Annotated in this window: 17 protein-coding genes and 2 riboswitches; of the genes, 14 read left to right on the plus strand and 3 right to left on the minus strand. The window is 34.6% G+C overall.

The features are described from left to right. Positions 1–267: 267 nt before the first annotated feature. The 8 genes from J5G60_RS04835 (at position 268) to J5G60_RS04870 (ending at position 9,280) form a co-directional block, all read left to right on the plus strand. A complete protein-coding gene (locus tag J5G60_RS04835; protein ID WP_150357272.1) occupies positions 268–717 on the plus strand; it encodes a pyridoxamine 5'-phosphate oxidase family protein in 450 nt (149 codons plus the stop codon). A 202-nt stretch (positions 718–919) separates the two neighbouring features. Further along, a complete protein-coding gene (gene pdxS, locus J5G60_RS04840) occupies positions 920–1,789 on the plus strand; it encodes a pyridoxal 5'-phosphate synthase lyase subunit PdxS (protein ID WP_150357273.1) in 870 nt (289 codons plus the stop codon). A 1-nt stretch (position 1,790) separates the two neighbouring features. After that, positions 1,791–2,363 carry a pyridoxal 5'-phosphate synthase glutaminase subunit PdxT gene (gene pdxT / locus J5G60_RS04845; RefSeq protein ID WP_150357295.1) on the plus strand — a complete coding sequence of 191 codons (573 nt, stop codon included), beginning with the start codon at positions 1,791–1,793 and terminating at the stop codon, positions 2,361–2,363. 571 nt (positions 2,364–2,934) lie between these two features. Continuing rightward, entirely contained in the window at positions 2,935–3,123 is a 189-nt protein-coding gene (locus tag J5G60_RS04850; protein ID WP_150357274.1) for a hypothetical protein, read from the plus strand. 216 nt (positions 3,124–3,339) lie between these two features. Next, positions 3,340–4,695 carry a TrkH family potassium uptake protein gene (locus J5G60_RS04855; protein WP_150357275.1) on the plus strand — a complete coding sequence of 452 codons (1,356 nt, stop codon included), beginning with the start codon at positions 3,340–3,342 and terminating at the stop codon, positions 4,693–4,695. Between the two features lie 24 nt (positions 4,696–4,719). Next, entirely contained in the window at positions 4,720–5,376 is a 657-nt protein-coding gene (locus tag J5G60_RS04860) for a potassium channel family protein (RefSeq protein WP_150357276.1), read from the plus strand. 108 nt (positions 5,377–5,484) lie between these two features. Further along, positions 5,485–6,633 (plus strand): restriction endonuclease subunit S, encoded by a 1,149-nt coding sequence (locus tag J5G60_RS04865; RefSeq protein WP_150357277.1) that lies wholly within the window; start codon positions 5,485–5,487, stop codon positions 6,631–6,633. A gap of 88 nt (positions 6,634–6,721) precedes the next feature. Beyond that, entirely contained in the window at positions 6,722–9,280 is a 2,559-nt protein-coding gene (locus J5G60_RS04870) for a Ryanodine receptor Ryr (RefSeq protein ID WP_150357278.1), read from the plus strand. Between the two features lie 72 nt (positions 9,281–9,352). On the opposite strand, the gene J5G60_RS04875 is transcribed toward J5G60_RS04870, so the two are convergent. The 3 genes from J5G60_RS04875 to ablA form a co-directional block, all read right to left on the minus strand. Beyond that, a complete protein-coding gene (locus tag J5G60_RS04875; protein ID WP_150357279.1) occupies positions 9,353–10,612 on the minus strand; it encodes a hypothetical protein in 1,260 nt (419 codons plus the stop codon). Positions 10,613–10,823: 211 nt separating this feature from the next. After that, entirely contained in the window at positions 10,824–11,684 is an 861-nt protein-coding gene (ablB, locus tag J5G60_RS04880; protein ID WP_150357280.1) for a putative beta-lysine N-acetyltransferase, read from the minus strand. Further along, positions 11,656–12,942 carry a lysine 2,3-aminomutase gene (gene ablA, locus J5G60_RS04885; protein WP_150357281.1) on the minus strand — a complete coding sequence of 429 codons (1,287 nt, stop codon included), beginning with the start codon at positions 12,940–12,942 and terminating at the stop codon, positions 11,656–11,658. Before ablA ends, ablB begins: the two co-directional genes overlap by 29 nt. Before the next feature lie 164 nt (positions 12,943–13,106). Next, positions 13,107–13,234: riboswitch (cyclic di-AMP (ydaO/yuaA leader) on the minus strand. 435 nt (positions 13,235–13,669) lie between these two features. On the opposite strand from ablA, the gene hflX reads away from it, so the two are divergent. From hflX to J5G60_RS04915, 6 genes are all read left to right on the plus strand, one after another. After that, entirely contained in the window at positions 13,670–14,926 is a 1,257-nt protein-coding gene (gene hflX, locus J5G60_RS04890) for a GTPase HflX (protein ID WP_150357282.1), read from the plus strand. Between the two features lie 128 nt (positions 14,927–15,054). Then, positions 15,055–15,154: riboswitch (TPP riboswitch) on the plus strand. A 121-nt stretch (positions 15,155–15,275) separates the two neighbouring features. After that, a complete protein-coding gene (gene thiW / locus J5G60_RS04895) occupies positions 15,276–15,773 on the plus strand; it encodes an energy coupling factor transporter S component ThiW (protein WP_150357283.1) in 498 nt (165 codons plus the stop codon). A 93-nt stretch (positions 15,774–15,866) separates the two neighbouring features. After that, positions 15,867–16,802: an NTP transferase domain-containing protein gene (locus J5G60_RS04900; RefSeq protein WP_150357284.1), complete on the plus strand. Its 936-nt coding sequence runs from the start codon at positions 15,867–15,869 to the stop codon at positions 16,800–16,802. A gap of 215 nt (positions 16,803–17,017) precedes the next feature. Beyond that, positions 17,018–19,132 carry a xanthine dehydrogenase family protein molybdopterin-binding subunit gene (locus J5G60_RS04905; protein WP_150357285.1) on the plus strand — a complete coding sequence of 705 codons (2,115 nt, stop codon included), beginning with the start codon at positions 17,018–17,020 and terminating at the stop codon, positions 19,130–19,132. After that, a complete protein-coding gene (locus J5G60_RS04910; protein ID WP_150357286.1) occupies positions 19,132–19,599 on the plus strand; it encodes a (2Fe-2S)-binding protein in 468 nt (155 codons plus the stop codon). The genes J5G60_RS04905 and J5G60_RS04910 overlap by 1 nt, the downstream gene beginning before the upstream one ends. After that, entirely contained in the window at positions 19,593–20,411 is an 819-nt protein-coding gene (locus J5G60_RS04915; RefSeq protein WP_150357287.1) for an FAD binding domain-containing protein, read from the plus strand. The genes J5G60_RS04910 and J5G60_RS04915 overlap by 7 nt, the downstream gene beginning before the upstream one ends. The last annotated feature ends 75 nt before the right edge of the window (positions 20,412–20,486 follow it).

The following is a 20,486-nucleotide window of genomic DNA, read 5'->3' on the forward strand; positions in this document are numbered from 1 at the left end:
GATATGGATTATGTAATTAATAATACTTCCATAATTAATTTTTGTGGAAAGAAAAAGCCCTGGCAAAAAAATTATGTAGGTGAATTTTATTCACTGTATAAACATTATGAAAAAATGGCATTATCTCACACATAAAAAAATATTTTAAATTGTTCATGCTATTGTTTAAGGATAGAGAAGATATAATATATATACTAAGTGATTAAAATAAAAATAGTAAAATTAAAGTTGTTGAACTATAATTATAAAAAAAGGAGGATTTTACATATGAGTAAAGTATTAGACGAGGCCATCAAATATATAGAACAATCCAGGACAGGGTTGCTGATTACCGTAGGTGAGGACGGTGCACCATATGCGAGAGTTATGGGAGCATTTTCAAATGCCAGAGCCAATCTGTATTTTGAAACGGGGAGAAAATCAAATAAGGTCAGTCATATAAAGAAAAATCCAATAGTTACTTTTTATTTCCAAAATGAGAATCAATCCTATAATACCTTTAAAAGTGTTTCTGTAACTGGAGAGGCATCGGAAGTACTTCAGAGCGATGATGACTTTAAGAGCGCAGTGGATGGAATAAGTGTCAGGTATCCGGTATTAAAGGAAAATGTAGATAAAGGTAATATTGGAGATTCCGTCATATACAGGATAAAGACAAAATTTGTGAAGATGGCTGATTATACTAAAGATCCAAAGGAAGTAAAAGAATTAGTGTAAACAGAATGTTTAATATCAGACAAAAACATCAAATTCAAAGTGGAGTACTGCAAAACTGTTCTTTAAAATAATTTTACAGCACTCTATTTTTAACTTATAAAGGGATAAATAAAGTGTTTTCCAAATTGTGACGATACATTTGAATTATACGGTGTACATATTATAATTAACTTCAAAAAGTAAGTGAGGAGTTGTTTTATTTATGGCAAAGTATGAACTTAATAAAAATTTGGCTCAAATGCTTAAAGGCGGAGTGATTATGGATGTGGTGAATGCCGAACAAGCTATAATTGCTGAAACGTCAGGGGCATGTGCGGTTATGGCACTTGAGAAGGTACCTGCGGATATAAGGACACAGGGTGGAGTTGCAAGAATGTCCGACCCCAAAATGATAAAGAAGATAAAGGCATCGGTATCCATACCGGTTATGGCCAAGGTTAGAATAGGACATTTTGTTGAGGCTGAGATACTGGAGGCTATAGGAATTGATTTTATAGATGAAAGTGAAGTACTAACCCCTGCAGACAATAGATATCATATAGATAAAAAAAGATTTAGCGTTCCTTTTGTATGCGGTGCAAGGAATTTAGGGGAAGCTTTAAGGAGAATTGGCGAAGGTGCAGCTATGATAAGGACCAAAGGAGAAGCTGGTACTGGAGATGTAGTTCAAGCTGTTACTCATATGAGAAGTATAATGGATGATATAGTAAGAGTTAAAAATTCGTCAAAGGAGGAGTTGATGACATTAGCTAAGGAATTTGGGGCTCCTTTTGACTTATTAGAATTTGTTTGGAAAAATGGAAAGCTTCCCGTAGTTAATTTTGCTGCGGGTGGAATAGCTACGCCTGCCGATGCAGCACTTATGATGAAACTAGGAGCTGAAGGGGTGTTTGTGGGTTCGGGAATATTTAAATCGGGAAATCCGGAAAAAAGAGCTAAGGCAATAGTTATGGCAACAACAAATTATAATGATCCCAAGTGCATTGCTGAAGTATCTGAAGATCTCGGGGAACCAATGGTGGGTATAAACTGCAGTGAATTGGACAGCAGATTTGAAGAAAGAGGCTGGTAAGATGAAAATAGGGGTACTTGCACTTCAGGGTGGGGTAATAGAGCATATTCATCACTTAAAAGCCCTTCACTGTGAAACGGTTGAAGTAAGAAAGCCTAAAGAATTAGATGGATTACAGGGAATTATTCTTCCAGGTGGAGAAAGTACGACTATTGGAAGACTATTAAGGGAAACGGATATTTTTCACAAGCTTAAAGAAAAAATAATGAATGGTTTTCCGGTGTGGGGAACCTGCGCAGGTATGATACTTCTTGCAAAAAATATTGAAAATGATAAAAAAAATCACCTGCAGGTAATGGACATAACTGTTAAAAGAAATGCCTATGGAAGTCAGATTAACAGCTTTTTAACCTATGAGAGGATAAATAAAGTTTATAATGGTGAAGTACCTTTGATTTTCGTAAGGGCTCCTTATATCACCAAAGTAGGAAATGATGTGGATGTATTGTGCAAAGTTGATGAAAATATTGTAGCTGTAAGACAGGATAATATGCTGGCCACTTCCTTCCATCCTGAATTAACAGATAATCTTCAATTTCACAGATATTTTGTCAATATGTGCAGTAATGGCTGAAATAAAATTCAATTTATGAGCTTGGAATTTTGCATTCCTATTATGCATTCAGTATTTAAATACTGGGGATTTATTATCCCCAGCATAAATTAAGCATTCAATGTATTCAATTACAAATATCCTAAGTTTATAGGAAATTTCAATATTTTAATAACTCAGAACACATTGATATTCTTACATGAATAGAATATGCAAAGTTCAAATTATTATTCTGGTAATTTAAGGATAAATGAACACCAATAATATAACCAATGAAATGTATTATTGCTAAATAGAAGATTATTTTCATAATGTTTACAGAAAGTTTATAAATATAGCATTAAGTTGTAATAAATACTATGTATAATTATATATGTCCTAAGGAAATACCCTTAGCGAAAAATAAAAAAGTGTCATCCTTGAAAGTATAATACCAAAATGAGCATCCGTCATGTGGGGTGCTTATTTTGCGTGAGAAAAACATATAAATAAGTCAAATAATGGTGAACGAAAGTTAAAGGATGCCAGTCCCTGTTGTAGAAATATTGAATAAAGAGTGACTACAAAAAGTCAATAGGGGGAATGGTTAAGTATGTCAACATACAGAAGTAATGCTATTGGAATTAAAGGATTACATGAAAACACATTGGAGAATCTAGAGAGTAAAATTAAAGATACTCTTGAAATTGATCTAAAGGGCAAGGTGGTAATCGATATAAAATATGCCCATGCACAAAATGATTATACGGCATTGATTATTTATGATAAGGGAATAAGTTGATAAGATATTATCGAGAACTCAAGTAGTTTATATAGAAATTTATGATTTAAAATAGAATAAATATTATTATAAAGAGGAAATGGTTTTTACTGAAAAACATAGGAGAAATAAAAAAATAGGGTTATAATATAATGACAGTAAATAAGTTTGAGACAGTAAAATTTAAAAAATATGGAATTATATGTCGTATTTAGAGGTGATAAAGGGTGATTTTTAATGAAATTTAGAAATAAAAAATTATTCAAGATAAATGAACTTCAGATTTTAATATGGGGTTTTTTGATTATAATTTTTATAGGTACTATCTTATTATGGCTTCCTATATCATCTCAAAATCATATTCATACGAATTTTATAGATTCATTATTTGTAGCTACATCAGCCACCTGTGTAACTGGACTTGTAACGGTGGATACAGGAACACATTGGAGTTATTTTGGAAAGACTGTTATTTTAATTCTGATCCAGGTAGGTGGACTAGGATTTATGGCATTTTCGACGCTTATTGCACTGGTTTCAGGAAGAAAAATAACTTTAAAAGAAAGACTATTGATTCATGAATCGCTTAACTCATTTAATATACAGGGACTTGTAAAAATGTCTAAATACATATTGATATTTACTTTTTCAGTGGAATCTATAGGTGCGGCTATTTTGTCGTTTCAGTTTGTTCCACAATTTGGATTTCGCAAAGGCCTTTTTTATTCAATTTTTCACTCTATTTCAGCATTTTGCAATGCGGGAATAGATCTAGTGGGGAAAGGCAAGAGTTTAGTTCCCTATTATAATAATGAAATGGTAATACTTACTATAAGCGTTTTAATTATGATTGGGGGGCTTGGGTTTTATGTATGGCAGGAGATATATAATTTAAAGAGCTTTAGGGATGTGAGAAGAATATCACTGCATTCAAAAGTTTGTATAACAATGGCTATTGTACTTTTGATTTTGGGAACCATATTTTTTCTTCTGTTTGAATTTAACAATCCTGCGACTATGAAAAATATGACTTTAGGGGACAAGATGTTATCTTCATTTTTTGCTTCGGTTTCTTTAAGAACTGCAGGTTTTAATTCAATTTCTATTTCTGACATGAGCGAGAGCAGTAAACTTTTAACAATTGTATTCATGTTTATAGGTGGAGCTCCGGGTTCTACAGCAGGGGGAATAAAAACAACTACTGCAGCTTTAATTATAATGACAGCTGTATCCGTAATAATGGGCAGACGGGAAACTGAAATTTATAAAAAAACCATAAAAAAAGATCTTGTATATAAAGCCATTGTAATATTGGTAATTTATATGATATTGATATTGATTTTTTCCATGATATTGGGTGTAACCGAGAGTGAGCAATCTTTAGAAGCTATATTTTTTGAATGTGTGTCAGCTTTTGGAACTGCAGGGTTGAGTTTGGGAATTACACCTAATTTAAGCATTATAGGTAAAATTATTATAGTCATAAGTATGTTTTTTGGAAGACTAGGAGGACTTACAATAATATTATCCATGGTAAACAGAAAAATACCTAAATCTATAAAGTACCCTGAAGGTAAAATATTGATTGGATAAAATTTTAAGATTTGAGGTGATTTTGTGAAAAGAAAACAATATTTAATTGTGGGATTGGGGAGATTCGGAAAGTCAATAGCAAAAACCCTCTATGAACTTGGAAATGATGTATTGGCAGTGGATTTGCGAGAAGAAAATGTTCAGGATATAGCCCCATATGTGACACAGGCGGTCTGCGCGGATGCAACTGAAGAGGAAAATCTAAAAGCACTTGGTATAAATAGTTTTGATGTGGCTGTAATAGGGATAGGTACTGATATTCAAAGCAGTGTTATAGTCACACTATTGTTGAAAGAAATGGGTATGAAATTTGTACTTGCTAAAGCAAGTACTGAATTACATGTAAAAATCCTCTATAAAATAGGAGCTGATAAAGTTGTGTTACCTGAAAAAGATACAGCTATAAGAGTTGCTCATAATCTTGTATCAAATAATATATTAGATTTTATAGAATTGTCTCCTGAGTACAGGGTAGCCGAAATACTATGTGCGGAAGAATGGGTTGGTAAAAGCCTGGGTAATTTGGATATAAGGGCTAAATATGGAGTGAATATTATAGTTATAAAGAGGGGAGACGATATAAGCGTATTACCTACATCAGATTTCGTATTTATGAGAAAAGATATAATTGTAGCTATTGGAAAAGAGAAAGAGATTGAAAAACTAGAGGATATTATTTAATTATTACTGTACTGAGGGATATTTGACTTTTTATATATATAAATTTGATAAATATTCTGAATTAGCCGCATGATTTATATGTTTTTAAAACGTAAGAGGTAATTAATTATGAAGTTTACTAAATTTAAGAAAATATGTTCTATAACGCAGGGAGTACAGATACCTAAAAGTAAGCAGATTGACAGTAAGGTTCAAGGATATATTAGGTATTTATATATTGCAGATTTTAAGAAAACCAGTAAAAAGAAGTATGTTGAAGACGTATATCCGGAAAAGGTAGTGGATAATAGGGATCTGGTTATGGCTAATACGGGATCACCCGGGGTTGTATTTAGAGGGAAGCATGGAGTGTTGAGTAATAATTTATTTAGGATAGACTTTAATGAAAAACTGTTAAACAGGGATTATCTATTTTATTATTTATCGTCAAATAGATTTCAACGTATGATTCAACATCGGATGAAAGGCGGAGTTCAAAAACATCTAGGGCATCGAATTATAGGAGAACAGTTGATACCGATATTAAATATGGATTCCCAGCTTAAAATAGTGAAGGTATTAAGCAAAATTCAGGAGTTAGTGAATAAAAGGAAAACTCAGATAGAGCTTCTGGAGGAGCTGATAAAGAGTGTTTTTTACAATATGTTTGGAGATTTGAAATTTAACGAATATAAATGGGAGAAGATCAGCTTAAAGGATATTTGTAATAAAATCACCGATGGAACCCACAATGCTCCAAAAAGAGTTGCAAAGGGAGTTAAATTTATTACCGGTAAGAATGTAAAAGCTTTTAAATTAGATTTATCTGATTTAGAATTTGTTTCTGAGGAAGATCATCGAGAAATATATAAGAGATGTAATCCAGAATATGGTGATGTTTTATACACTAATATAGGTTCTGGTGCGGGAAATGCCGCTTTTAATCCATTACATGAAGAATTTAGCATGAAAAATGTGGCTTTGTTGAAATTAAATAGGAATAGGGTAAATTCTATATTTATAGAATATGAATTAAACTATTTAAAAGACTACATTGTAAATAAGTATTGCATAGGTGGAGCGCAAACATTTTTAAATCTTAAAATCATCAACAACTTGAAATTGCCTCTTCCACCAATAGAACTACAAAATAAGTTTACAACAATAGTGAGAAATATAGAAAATCAGAAAAAAAAGCTGCAGCGAAGTCTGAAAGAACTGCAGGAAAGCTTTAATTCACTGATACAAAGAGCTTTTGATGGAAAACTGTTTAATTAGGAAAAGTGCTCTAAAATTGTATCATAGACTCTAATATCAAGAAGCTGTTAAAATAAATATCAATAAATAGAAAGAAGGGATTGTAGCTGTGGAAATCAAGGATTTTAATGTCATTGTATCTGGTGATGTATGTGTAAACTTGTTATTTTGGCAAATTAACGACGAGCACATCAGTGATTTAAATTGGCATCAGTATCCACATATATGCAGCAGATTAAGTGAGGGAGAAGCCCTGCTTCTAGCTAAATTTGTAACTTTATCTACAGGAGCCAATGTTATTTCTCCTAAAATGGATTATGATAAGGGGAATTTGCCGGAGGGAATTCTTAATTCTACTATACGATTAAGCCTTTTCCCTGCAATATCCAAGGATAAAGATGGGAATAGAGTATACAGAGTGAAAGAGTTTTTGGGTTTTACAGAAATGCCTTTTAAAGATCCAAAATTGTTTCCCATTATAGATGATAATGAAAATGCGGATCTAATTATATTGGATGATGAAAACAATGGATTTAACAACAATGAAAAATTTTGGCCTTTAGCTTTAAAAGAGCATAATAAACATCCGATGATTGTATATAAAATGGACAACCCTTCTAACTCAACTAAACTTTGGAAACATTTGGAGCAGTTTCATATGGAAAATACTTTAATAGTTATAAATGGAGAGGATCTGCGCTCCAAAGAGGTTAACATAAGTAAAAATCTTTCCTGGGAAAAGACGGCACTTGATTTTGTCTGGCAAATAAAAAATAATCCAATTCTTGCCTTTTTATCAAAATGTAGCCGCCTGGTTATACCATTGGGTTTAGAAGGTGCTATATACTATAGAAATAATGGAGAACCTAGGTCACAACTTTATTTTTTAACCTATGCCTTTGAGGGGGATTTAATAAAGGAGGCTCAGGGTAAAATGTATGGACTTACTTCCTGTTTTGTTGCTGGATTGACCAAGTCTTTGGTTTTGGGAAAACTTAATAATAAATCCATTGATGAATCCGTTGACGACGGTATACGGGAGGGGATTGTAGCTACACAAAAATACTTTATGTATGGATTCGGTAAAAATATTGTGGAAAGCATTTTCCCTAATCCTTCAATTTTCAGTGAAGGAGAAAATGATTTTATATATAAAGAATACATACAGGATATTGAAGTGCCCAATTCAAATAATTCTAAATGTCAGTCATGCTGGTATATTATTAAGGATAAAAGTTCTACCAATCTAGCAGAAATAGCTTACAATATTGTTAAAAAAGGGGAGGAAAGTGCTCTTAAATATATACCAATAGCGCAATTTGGAAAGTTGAAAACTGTTGACAGGGATGAATTTGAAGCTTATAAGAGTATTAAAAACCTCATGTCTGAATATGTTCTTTCTAAAAATTCAGTTCGTCCTCTTTCTATTGCTGTATTTGGAACACCTGGTTCCGGAAAATCTTTTGGAGTAACAGAAGTTGCCTCGTGTGTGGCTCCAAACTTAATTGAAAAATTGGATTTTAATTTATCTCAGTTTAGGACATTATCGGATCTCATTATAAGTTTTCATAAAATAAGAGATGTTTCTTTGATAGGTAAAATTCCTCTGGTATTTTTTGATGAATTTGATTCTACTTTTGAAAGAAAACTGGGATGGCTGAAATATTTTCTGGCACCTATGCAGGATGGTATATTCAGAGAGGACAATTCAATCCATCCTATCGGAAAGGCCATCTTTGTATTTGCAGGGGGTACAAGCAGTACATTTGAGGAATTTTGTGGAGAAGATATTAAGGACAGGGCTGAATATGGAGAATTTTTTAAGGAATTTCAAAGTGCAAAAGGCCCTGATTTTGTGAGCAGATTGAGGGGATATGTAAATATTTTAGGACCAAATCAAACTAATGAGGGAGATCAGTTGTTTATTATTCGCAGAGCGATGCTGCTGAGATCTCTTTTGGAACGCAAGGCACCGCATCTTATAAATGAAAGGCAGGAGGTTCAGATAGACAAGGGTGTGTTGAGGGCACTTTTAAAAGTCGGCAGGTACAAACATGAGTCAAGATCTATGGAAGCTATATTGGAGATGAGCAGGTTGAGTAGTGCAAAGAAATGGGAACAATCCTATCTGCCTTCCAGGGATCAATTGAAGCTGCATGTGGATGATGATGAATTTTTCCGTTATTTAATGAAAGACGAATTTTTCAATGAGAAAATTGATCAGATTTCCAGGGCACTTAATTACAGCCATGTGATGATTTACTATGACAAAGATGAAATTGTCATGAAACCTGATGAATGTTGGAAAAATCTAAGTGAAGAACAAAAAGATTCTATTAGAGATTATGCAAGGCACATACCTGATATGCTCTATAAAGTTTATTATGATTTGATTTCAATGTCTGAAAGTGAAAAACCAAAAATTATTGATTTTACGGAAAAAGAGTTGAATATTTTGGGAAAATGTGAGTATGAATATAGACTCTCTGAAAAAGGAAATGCCAATTCTTCAATGGTGTCCTGGGATGAATTGGAGAAAGATGAAAAGAATAAAATAATAGAGTATGTTAAATGCTGGCCCAGGATATTTGCAGATGCAAATTTTAAAATAGAGAGGCTTAAATTTGCCTGTTATTGTGAAGCTCAACTTAAATTCATACATCAGTAGCAGCAGAATATAAATATAAAACAACATGCAGGAAATATTTTTTAAGATGTTACCTGCATGTTGTTTTTTTAATTAAGCCATTGACATGGATTTATTTGTTCTTGCTATGCTGGTATTGTCCTGTTTTCTGTCTGACAGATCCGGCACTGGATTGGGTTGGGATTCGTCACGGTAGTCCTCGCCTTTCTGTCTCTGATGCTGTTCAATTACCATATGACTTGCCACTGAGTTGATATCGTGGTTCACTTTGTTCTGGTAACAGAAAAATTTATGATCTGCAGGAAGCTGGTGGATATTTTTAAAATCTTCATTGTCTGCAGTCAGTTCAATTTGACTGGCAAGAATATTTCGTACATAGTCCCTTGTGTCATGAAACTGAAGCAGTTTTGGGAAAGCTCCTGGTACAACTTGCTGCCACTGTTTATTTTCATATTTGGAAAGAAGTTCAGCTGCCTTGTGCAAATGGGATATTTCCTGCTGAAGATGCATCTCCCAGATTGATTTCACATTGGCATCCACCTCATCCTCATAGAAAGAATAGTAGAGATAACATTCCATGTATTCATGAAGCAAAAGGCTTTCCAGCCATGTACAGTTGGGGTCTATAAGTCCCCCGTATTGGCTTACATGCTGTTCTTCTATCATGGCAATTTCCAGATAGAGCTGACGTCCCAGATCATTATAATATGTGTTTCCCAAATTCATATAGAAATTCATGGTCTGCTGTTCTCCGGCAGTTATGATCATGGTATTCAGCTTTGTACGAATATCTGCCTTTTTAAAGTCCACAAATCTTTTGACTTCCTCTTTAGGACAGCGGTGTTCTGCTATGGTTGGCCGTCCCGGGGTTATGTCTACATATTTTTTCACCAGCTGCTGGGAGGGAATATTTTCATCCAGATCCAACAGGTTGGAATAACGGTATAGATGATCGAAATCCTCCAGCAGTGCGAAATCAAGGCACTGTTTTACATTGGAATCCGGTTCGTTTTGGGCAAGCCAGGCTGTCAGATCCACGGCAACATGTTCGTAGCCAATGGTGGTCTCCAGCTGTGTCTCGTCAATTGGTTTGAGCCAGTTGATGTGTTTTTGCTGCTGCTGCTCAATCCGCCGCAGCATTGCCAGTTCACGGCGCAAATCGTTGTTATTGCAGTGACGATGGAATTGATGGGAGAAAAGAGCTGCTTCAACCTCGATTCCATTCATTAAAATAATACGGATCCTTGTATATGGATCAATAGTCTGCTTTGAATATGATTTTGGGTATATGGTTTTCCAGTCCATGATACCATCTTCCAGGGGCATGGGCTTTTGGTCAAACGGGTTAAACATCAATATCACTCCTTTTTTATTTAGTGTGCTCATTAAATTATCCAAATATGTATGGATTTTAGGATTTTAAAAAAGTTTGGTAAGTGATATTATCATATTTGTACCATTTTGTACCATGAAAAATCGTGAATTATTGAGATTATTTTAAAGGTTTATTTTTATATTTGATTTCATATGCTTATTTGAACAGTGTAATATTGCTCTATAAATTTCAAGTCATATTGATGTTTTTTACCCAGATATTCATGTTCTCAAAACCACCGCATATATTACAATTATTTATGAGCTTTCCTCTAAATGTATAGCCATGTTTGCTGAGTACGAAATTAATACCTGGATGTATTGCTCTGGACAGGCTGTATAAAGTAATAAATTCCATGTTTTTCAGTTCCAATTCAAGGGAATAGATTATATTAGACAGTATACCTTTATTCCTATAATGTGGATGGGTGGCACAGTCGGTTATTTCTGCATTTAAATTTTCTCTATCCAGATCCGCTGAAGCTACACCGATTATTCTGTTATTATTATCCACTGCTACCTTATATAAAACTTTTTTATTTAAAGTGTTTTTCAGATAATCTTCACTGAAAATTTCAGATGGATAGGTGGAAAATGTCCGGGAAAATAATTTTATCATACCCCCTATATCACTTTCTGATGCATTTCTTATGTGGTAGTTGGAATTGTCACTGTTATAGATAAAAGTATCCTTTTTATTTAAGCTCTGCTTTAAAATCAGATCTTCTTTAGAATGTTCATTATAGAGTGTCCTATCTTTGGAGATAAAATAGGACATACAGAATGCATCTTTACCCTTGAAATAACCGTCTATTTTCCCCTCCAAGTGAAAACCTGCTTTGATAAAGTTATCCAGGTTTTCAATATCACAGTTGCATATGATCTTCCCCATATGTTGTTTTGAGGCAAAATGAATAAGTCTTTTTATATTTTGAACGGATATATTGCAAAAGTCGATTATTTTTACACGACTGTTGATATAGTCTACAAATATTTTATCCTTACCTATTTTGACATAATAGTTATTTAACTGACAACCGCTTGCCCTCATTATATTGCTTTCTCCTTTCCATTCTGGCATTATTGATTGGTGTTAAGCATATTTTCTCATCTCTGAAGAGTTTTTCTAAGCCTTCATATGGAGTGTTTTTGAATTTTTTACACAGTCCACAATGTTTGCAGTGGCGGTTTTTATCAGATGGTTCGGTATAAGTACACAATACACCTTCATAGTTTCTGAGTATTAATTTTTCAGGTGTTTGTGAGACCAAATACTGGGGACCTATAGGTATTTTTCCGCCGCCGCCTGGAGCGTCAATTACGAAAGTAGGCACTGCAAATCCGGAGGTATGGCCGCGTAAAAGTTCCATGATTTCTATACCGGTTGAAACTGGCGTCCTGAAATGTTCAATACCTTGGGATAGATCACATTGGTATATATAATAAGGTCTTATTCTGTTTTTCACTAATTCCTGTACAAGGTTTCTCATAATATAAGGACAGTCATTGATGTTTTTCAAAAGTACTGACTGGTTTCCAAGTGGAATTCCTGAATCGGCTAGCATCTTGCATGCCAACATTGATTCTTCGGTTATTTCATTTGGGTGGTTGAATTGTGTGTTAATCCAAACTGGGTGATATTTTTTTATGATTCTGCACAGGTTACTGGTTATTCTCTGAGGCATGACAACCGGCACTCTGGTTCCAATTCTTATAACTTCAACGTGGTCTATCCGTTTTATCTCCTTTAATATAAATTCAAGCTTATCATCGGAAATGCATAGGGCATCACCACCGGATATCAATACATCCCTGACTTCGTCATGAGCTTTTACATATTCTATAGCTTTTAGTATATCATTGTTTGATAGAGAATTATCATTGTGTCCTGCAAAGCGTCTTCTTGTACAGTGTCTGCAGTACATAGAACATTTTTCGGTAACAAGGATTAGTACTCTGTCAGGATATCTGTGGGTTAATCCGGGAACAGGGGAATCAAGAGTTTCATGCAATGGGTCATTTATATCACATTTGGATATTTTGGTCTCATCTATGGTGGGAATTGCTTGTCTTCTAATAGGGCAATTGTAGTCATCTGGATCAATCAATGTTGCATAATAAGGAGTTATTGCCATTCTTAGTTTTTTAAGACTAGTTTTTACTCCCTCTCTTTCGTCTTCAGTGAGATCTACTACTTGTTCCAATTCCTCCAGTGTGGTAATTCTATTAGAAATCTGCCATTTCCAACTGTTCCACTCATCTTCTGCAACGTCTTTCCATAATGGTATATTCCAGTATTTCCTTTTCAAACCAAACACTCCTTTTAAAAATTAACAATACAATATAAAAAATTGTCTATGTTATATGGAAGCCAATGAACAATCAAAAAAACAATAAGCTGCAGAGAAGTCTCTGCAGCTTGTAAAGCCGTAAATTCAAAGGTACATTAAAAAATACAAATTCAAGTATACCAAAAACTTCCCTTCAACGCTTGCGAGATTAGCTGACGGATTCGGATCGAAGAAATTAACCCTACCTGCCTAAGCAGGATTCACCCCAAAATTGGTTTTCCCGTTCAAATTGATTAAGCGCTAGTAACATTGTATTATTTCTCATATTTATTGTTATACATACAACCATAACACTTTAACATATGTATGTCAAATGAACAACATTGTTTTTTATCATGCACTTGTAAAACATCTATGTCTATGATATCATATAAATGATTTTAGATTTAAGGAGGGCTGCTTAAAATGCGTATCAGATTCCGATTTTATGCTTTATTTAACTAATTTTATAGTGATTAAAGGCTCTACTTATAAGTGTAGAGTAATCGGGATTGATCTGGCTATTTTTAAGAAACCTTATAAACATATGGATATATGATGGTATATGTATGTAAAAATGTATTAGAAAGGGAAAACGTAAATCCACTCCCTTTTGCGTATATCTAATAGTTACGTATATTCCGTTTACTCAATGCGCAGGTAGCAGGCCTGTGTTTTTTATTTCAATAAAAATGGAGGAATATATATGGAACGGGAGAAAAAAGCTATAATAGCGGGAGCAAATCTTAATAATGATAAGGATTTTGCAAGCCTTATGCAGGAATTATTCAGCCTCGCAGAGGCATGTGATATAGAAGTAGTTGGAGAGGTGACGCAAAAATTAAATAAAGTGAATTCATCTCATTATCTAGGCAGTGGTAAAATTAAGGAAGTATGTGAATTAGTTGATGAGAAAAATGCAGATGTGGTAATTTTTGATGACGAGTTGTCACCTTCTCAAATTCGTAATTTAGAAAAAAGCTTAAATTGCGGTATAATAGATAGAACTTCTTTGATTCTTGATATTTTTGCAAAAAGAGCAAGGACTAGAGAAGCCCAGCTTCAAGTGGAGATAGCGAAACTTCAGTATATGCTCCCGCGATTGATTGGATTTGGGGAATCCATGGATCGTCAAGGAGGGGGATCATCTCTTAAAAACAGAGGTTCCGGCGAAACAAAATTGGAACTTGACCGTAGAAAAATTGAAAACAGAATCAGTGGCCTGAATAGAGAACTGGAAGTGCTTGTGTCACAACGTCAAAATCAACGAAAAAAGCGTAAAAGAAGAGATATACCTGTGATTGCTTTAGTGGGATATACTAATGCAGGTAAATCTACGGTTATGAATGCCATGATGGATTTGTTTAATCCGTCAGATGATAAACAGGTTTTTGAAAAGGATATGCTGTTTGCAACATTGCAAACTTCTGTCAGGAGAATTGATCTGCCAGATAATAAGTCCTTTTTATTGACGGATACAGTGGGATTTATCAGTAAATTGCCCCACTACTTAATAAAGGCATTTCGCTCAACACTAGAAGAAGTTTCTGAAGCCGACATGCTTATTCATGTGGTGGATTACTCAAATGCCAATTATGAGAAACAGATGTATGTCACCATTGATACATTGAGAGAACTGGGTGTGGAGGATATTCCCGTTATTTACTGCTATAACAAAATAGATTTAGTGGAAGGCAAAATTCCTGAAAGTAAGGAGAACTATGTATATATTTCCGCCAAGAAAAAATTGGGAATGGATAAATTAGTGGGGGCAATTCGTAGAAAAATTTTTGAAAGCTATATTTGCTGCAAATTTCTAATTCCTTATGATAGGGGAAATATAGTAGCTTATTTTAATGACAATGCAGGAATAAAGTCAACTAGTTATGAAAATAACGGCATACTTTTATCTGTAGAGTGTAAAAAATCTGATTATGAAAAATACAAAAATTATTTAATCTAGATTGGCATTTATGATGGATTTAACTATTAATGAAGTGAAATTAATTAGACAGTGTTTGGATGAGAAGATAGTTACTTTACAAAATCCTATTTAAGTAGTATGCTGTTGTTAAATTTAATATTATTAATTTAGTTTTGTAGGGGGACCTCCCGGTTGAGAAGGTTAAAACCTGACCCTTTAAACCTGATATAGTTAATACTATCGTAGGGAAGCAAAATATTTATGATTGATTTATATTTAGTGCTTACCTTAGTGGTAGGCATTTTTACGTAAATTTTCAAGGTGAAAATTTCACCCTCAAGAGCTAAATTATATTTTAAATATTATATAATATAAGGGGGAAATTATTTTGAAAACAAAAAAAATTGTATATGCAGCCATGCTTACGGCCATTGGGGTACTAGGTGGAAGTGCCATATATTTTCCTATAGGAGCTTCTAAATGTACGCCAGTTCAACATATAATAAATGTGATAGCGGCAGTCACTTTAGGGCCGGTTTATGCAGTATTGACAGCTTTTTGTATTTCACTTATAAGAAATTTTACTGGCACTGGAACACTTTTGGCTTTTCCAGGAAGTATGATAGGAGCTTTTTTTGCAGCTATACTTTATAAAAGAACAAATCAAAAACTTTTTGCAGTTGCAGGAGAAATTATAGGAACAGGTATTATAGGATCACTTCTTTCATTTCCCATTGCAAAATTTATACTTGGTAAAGACGTAGCTGCTTTCTTTTTTGTAGTACCTTTTTTAATAAATACAACAATAGGCAGTTTGATAGCATATTTTATATTAAAGTCCATAGAAGCAATAAAGGGTAGTGCAAATAATTTAAGACAAGACTAAATCAATGGTCCCTGCCACGCTGTGTAAAGCAACAAAATTTTAGCTAAAAAAGTAAGCATGGAAAATTTGCATTATTTTGACGGGGTAAAAGATATGATTATAAAGAAAAAAAAGGAAAAAATAACAGGTGGCATAATTGTAGCGGCAGGAAAGATATCTGAAGGTAATGATGAATGCTCATTATTGAAAATTGGATCTATTACTGCAGTAAAAAGAATTGTTTTGACCTTTCAGCAGGTTGAAATTTCACCGATTGTAGTGATAACTGGATATGAAGCCAGGGAAGTTGAGCATGATTTGGCTGATTACGGAGTTATATTTTTAGAAAACAAGAATTATGAAAATTCACAGATGTTTGATTCTGCGAAAATTGGATTGGAATTTTTGCAAGATAAATGTGATCAGGTGATATTTAACCCTGTAAGTATTCCAATGTTTACACCGGAGACCATTCAGAAGATGATGGAATGTGGTGCGGAGGTTATTTCTCCATCCTATCATGGAAAATCTGGACACCCTCTTTTGATATCTTCAAAATTGATTCCAGACATTTTAAAATATAACGGAAATATGGGAATGAGAGGAGCCATTAGGAGTATTAAAGTGAAAAAACAACTGATGGAGATAGAAGATGAAGGTATCCTTCAAGACATGGATGATATTGATCACTTAGATCAACTTCTAAAAAAGCACAATCAACACATTCTTCATCCTTTTGTTAGAATAAGTATTGAAAAGGAAACCATGTTTTTTAACTCGAGGACAAAATTACTTTTGCTGCTGATTAAAGAGATGCACTCTGTAAGAGGTGCATGCAGACATATGGCATTATCTTACAGCAAGGCGTGGAATATGTTAAATCAACTGGAACAAGAATTAGGTTATGCAGTGGTTGAAAGAAGACATGGTGGCAGCAGAGGCGGGAAAACTTTTTTAACAAAAGAAGGAGCAAAGTTCTTAGAAAAATATCAGCTTTTTGAACAAAACGTGCGTCAATATGCAAAAGATGAATTTGACAGACTATTTTAAAATCCAGAATTTTATGTAAAGCAAGTTCCTTTGACAAAGAATTTGATGAAATATACTCTCTATTTTATAATGAATGTAACAGATATGTTTACTTATTATAAATGTTAAGAGGGTTTTTTATTTTACCCTATATGAATTTAAACGTATTCACATAAGGTAAAATGAATAAGTATCTTTGTAGTTGTGAATTGAATAAAACATATAGGAGGAATTATATGGAAAAAATAAGCAGATCTATAAAGAAAAAGGATCACGATGATAAAATAAGTGGACGTGCTTTATATGTAGATGATTGTGTAATGGAAGGAATGCTTTATGGCAAACTTCTTCACTCTACTAAAGCAAAAGCACGCATTGCTGATGTTGTTGTACCTAAATTACCTGAGGGATATTATGTTGTGAATAAAAATGATGTGACAGGGGAAAACCGTGTTCATATAGTTCTTGATGATACGCCTGTATATGCTGAGAATACTGTGGAATATATCGGTGATCCAATTTTGATGGTTGTTGGTCCCGAACTTGATGAAGTTAAAAGGATTTTAAATGAAATTGTTGTAGTATATGAAGAGCAGATACCTGTTCTAGACATGCGCAAATCCAATACTGTTTTTTTTAATTATAATTATGCAAAAGGAGATATAGATAGGACATTAAAGGAAGCAGACCGTGTTTTTGTGGAAACTTTTCAAACAGGCTATCAAGAACAAGCCTATCTGGAGACTCAAGGTATGATTGCCTATCCTCATGGGGAAAGAATGACTGTACGTGGTTCCATGCAGTGCCCATATTATGTACATGGTGCAGTTACAAAGGCACTTGGATATGATGAAAAGGATGTACAGATTATTCAAGATGTTACTGGTGGGGGATTTGGAGGTAAGGAGGCATTTCCATCCATACTTGCCTGCCAGGTAGCGGTAGCAGCGAAAAAAGTTAACAGACCGGTAAAAGTTATATTTGACAGGCGTGAAGATATGGAATTTACTTCAAAGCGGCACCCTTCAATATGCACTTATAAAGTGGCTGTAAAAAATGGTAAAATTACTGGCATGGATATTGATGTATTGTTTAACAGCGGTGCATATACTACTCTGTCGCCTGTAGTTTTGCAGCGTGGTGTAATTTGTGCAAGTGGTGTATACGATATAGAAAATTTGCGTGTTGTAGGACGTGCGGTTAAGACCAATACTATACCCTGCAGTGCATTTCGAGGCTTTGGTGCTCCCCAGACTTTCTTTGCGGTAGAAATGATGATGGATCATATTGCCAGGGAAATGGGTGTTGATTCTCTGGAACTGAAAGAAAAGTATATTGTTAAACAGGGAGATTCAACGTCCACCAGCGGTAAGTATCACTTCCATGTACCTTTACCTGAAATGATTAAGCAAATTGACGAACTCACTGATTATCGTGATAAATGCAAGAAGTATAAAAATCAGAGGGGAAGATATCGTAAGGGAATTGGTATGTCTGTGTTCTATCATGGCTGCGGTTTTACGGGCAGTGGAGAACGCGATCTCATCAAAGCTGTTGTTAAAATAAGAAAAAACTCAGATGATACTGTAGAGATTTTGGCCAGCAATTCTGATATAGGCCAAGGCATAAAAACTACTTTTAGTAAAATTGTTGCAGATACACTTGGAATTTCCTATGACAGGGTTTTAATACAAAATCCAGATACGGATCGTGTACCTGATTCAGGTCCTACAGTAGCCAGCCGTTCCCTTATGGTAGTCGGAGAACTGCTTAGACGTGCAGCGGGAAAACTTAAAAAACAGTGGGAATCAGGAAAAGAACAGGTTGTAGAAGAACACTTTATAGAACCTGATTTTGTAATTCCATTCAGCCTTAAAGAATTCAAGGGAGATGCTTATCCAACTTATTCCTGGGCTGCTAATGTGGTTGAGGTTGAAGTAGATACTCTAACTGCAGCCACAAAGGTATTGGGTGCATGGGGGACTTATGACGTAGGTGTGCCCATTGATATGAATATTATAAAAGGACAGATGCAGGGAGGCTTCCTTCAAGGTATTGGATATGCTTCTATGGAACAGATAAATTGTAATGAAAAAGGAAGAATTCGTAATAACAGTTTTACTGATTATATTATTCCCACTGCAGTGGATGTGCCTAATCTGGTAACGGAGATTATCAACAATCCATACACTCATGGACCTTATGGAGCAAAAGGCGCAGGCGAACTTCCCCTTGTCGGTGTAGCTCCTGCTTATATCGAAGCTATGGAAAATGCTCTTGGTGTAAATTTAAATAAGGTACCATTTACCCAGGAAGATACTATGAAGGTTTTACAGGGGGTGCTTAAATAATGATAAAATTTATTCTCAATGGAAAAGAAGTGGCATCTACAGCGGAAGCAAATGAGCGTTTGCTGGATATACTTCGAAATGAATTCCGTCTTACAGGCGTGAAATGCGGATGTAAGGAGGGTGAATGCGGAGCCTGCTCTGTAATTCTCGATGGCAAACTTGTCAATTCCTGTATGGTGGCTATGGGAAGTATTGAAGGCAGTTCTGTCATGACTATTGAAGGTTATCGTGAAACCAAGCGTTTCGAAGTAATAAGCAGGGCCTATGCTTCTGTAAGTGCGGTGCAGTGTGGTTTTTGCATTCCTGGAATGGTACTTGCTTCTGAGTGTATCCTTTCCAAAAATCCAAATCCTACAGAAGAAGAAATCCGTGAAGGTATTTCTGGAAATCTCTGTAGATGTACCGGCTACAATGCTATAGTTAATGCAATTTCTATAGCAGCAAAGGAGGGAAAAGGGTTATGGTAAATTGTTATCAAGCGGCATCCTTGGAAGCGGCACTGAAAATCCGTGCAAAAGAGTCTGTCACGCCTTATGCTGGAGGTACTGATTTAATGGTTAAACCAAGAAAAGATGCTGAATATCTATTTTTAAATAAAGTACCTGAAATGAAAAAGATTGTAGAAGATGAAAAATATATCCGTATTGGAGCGGCATGTACTTTTACAGAAATTATTGAAAGTAAATTGACACCAGCTATTTTAAAAGAAGCAGTGTCCCAGATCGCTGCACCGGCAATTCGAAATCTGGGAACTGCTGGAGGTAATATATGTAATGGTTCCCCAAAAGCAGACAGCGCATTGGTATTTTTTGCTACGGATTCTAAGTTGAGACTTGTGAGCAGTAAAGGTGAACGTGTTATTCCAATTACTCAATTTTATCTTGGACGAAATAAGACTTCGCTGCAAGATGATGAATTGTTAGTTGAAATACTTATGGACAAAACAGGTTTTAACAATTACTATTATAAAAAAGTAGGGGCAAGAAATGCTCTTGCTATTTCAAGGGTTTCCTTTGCCGGTGTGATCAATATTGACAAGAGCATAATTAAAAGATTTATTACTGCATTTGGTGCAGTCAGTGATATTATATTAAGAAAGGATGATATTGATTCAATGTTCGTGGGAAAGACCATTGAGGAGGCAAAGTCTGTTAAGGAAGATTATCTTGCAGCATACGATAGGGCAATTGTCCCTATAAGGGGCAGGGTTTCTGCGGAATACAGAAAAGCTGTCTGCATGAATTTGCTTCGTGATTTCCTTGAGAGCGAGGGAATCTGATTTATATTAGATGACTTAAACTAAAGTGGAAATGTGCCTGGATTTGTATAGATCAAATTCAGGCACATTGTTTTA

Source organism: Clostridium sp. HV4-5-A1G (assembly GCF_900184915.1).
Lineage (GTDB): Bacteria > Bacillota > Clostridia > Clostridiales > Clostridiaceae > Clostridium_B > Clostridium_B aromativorans.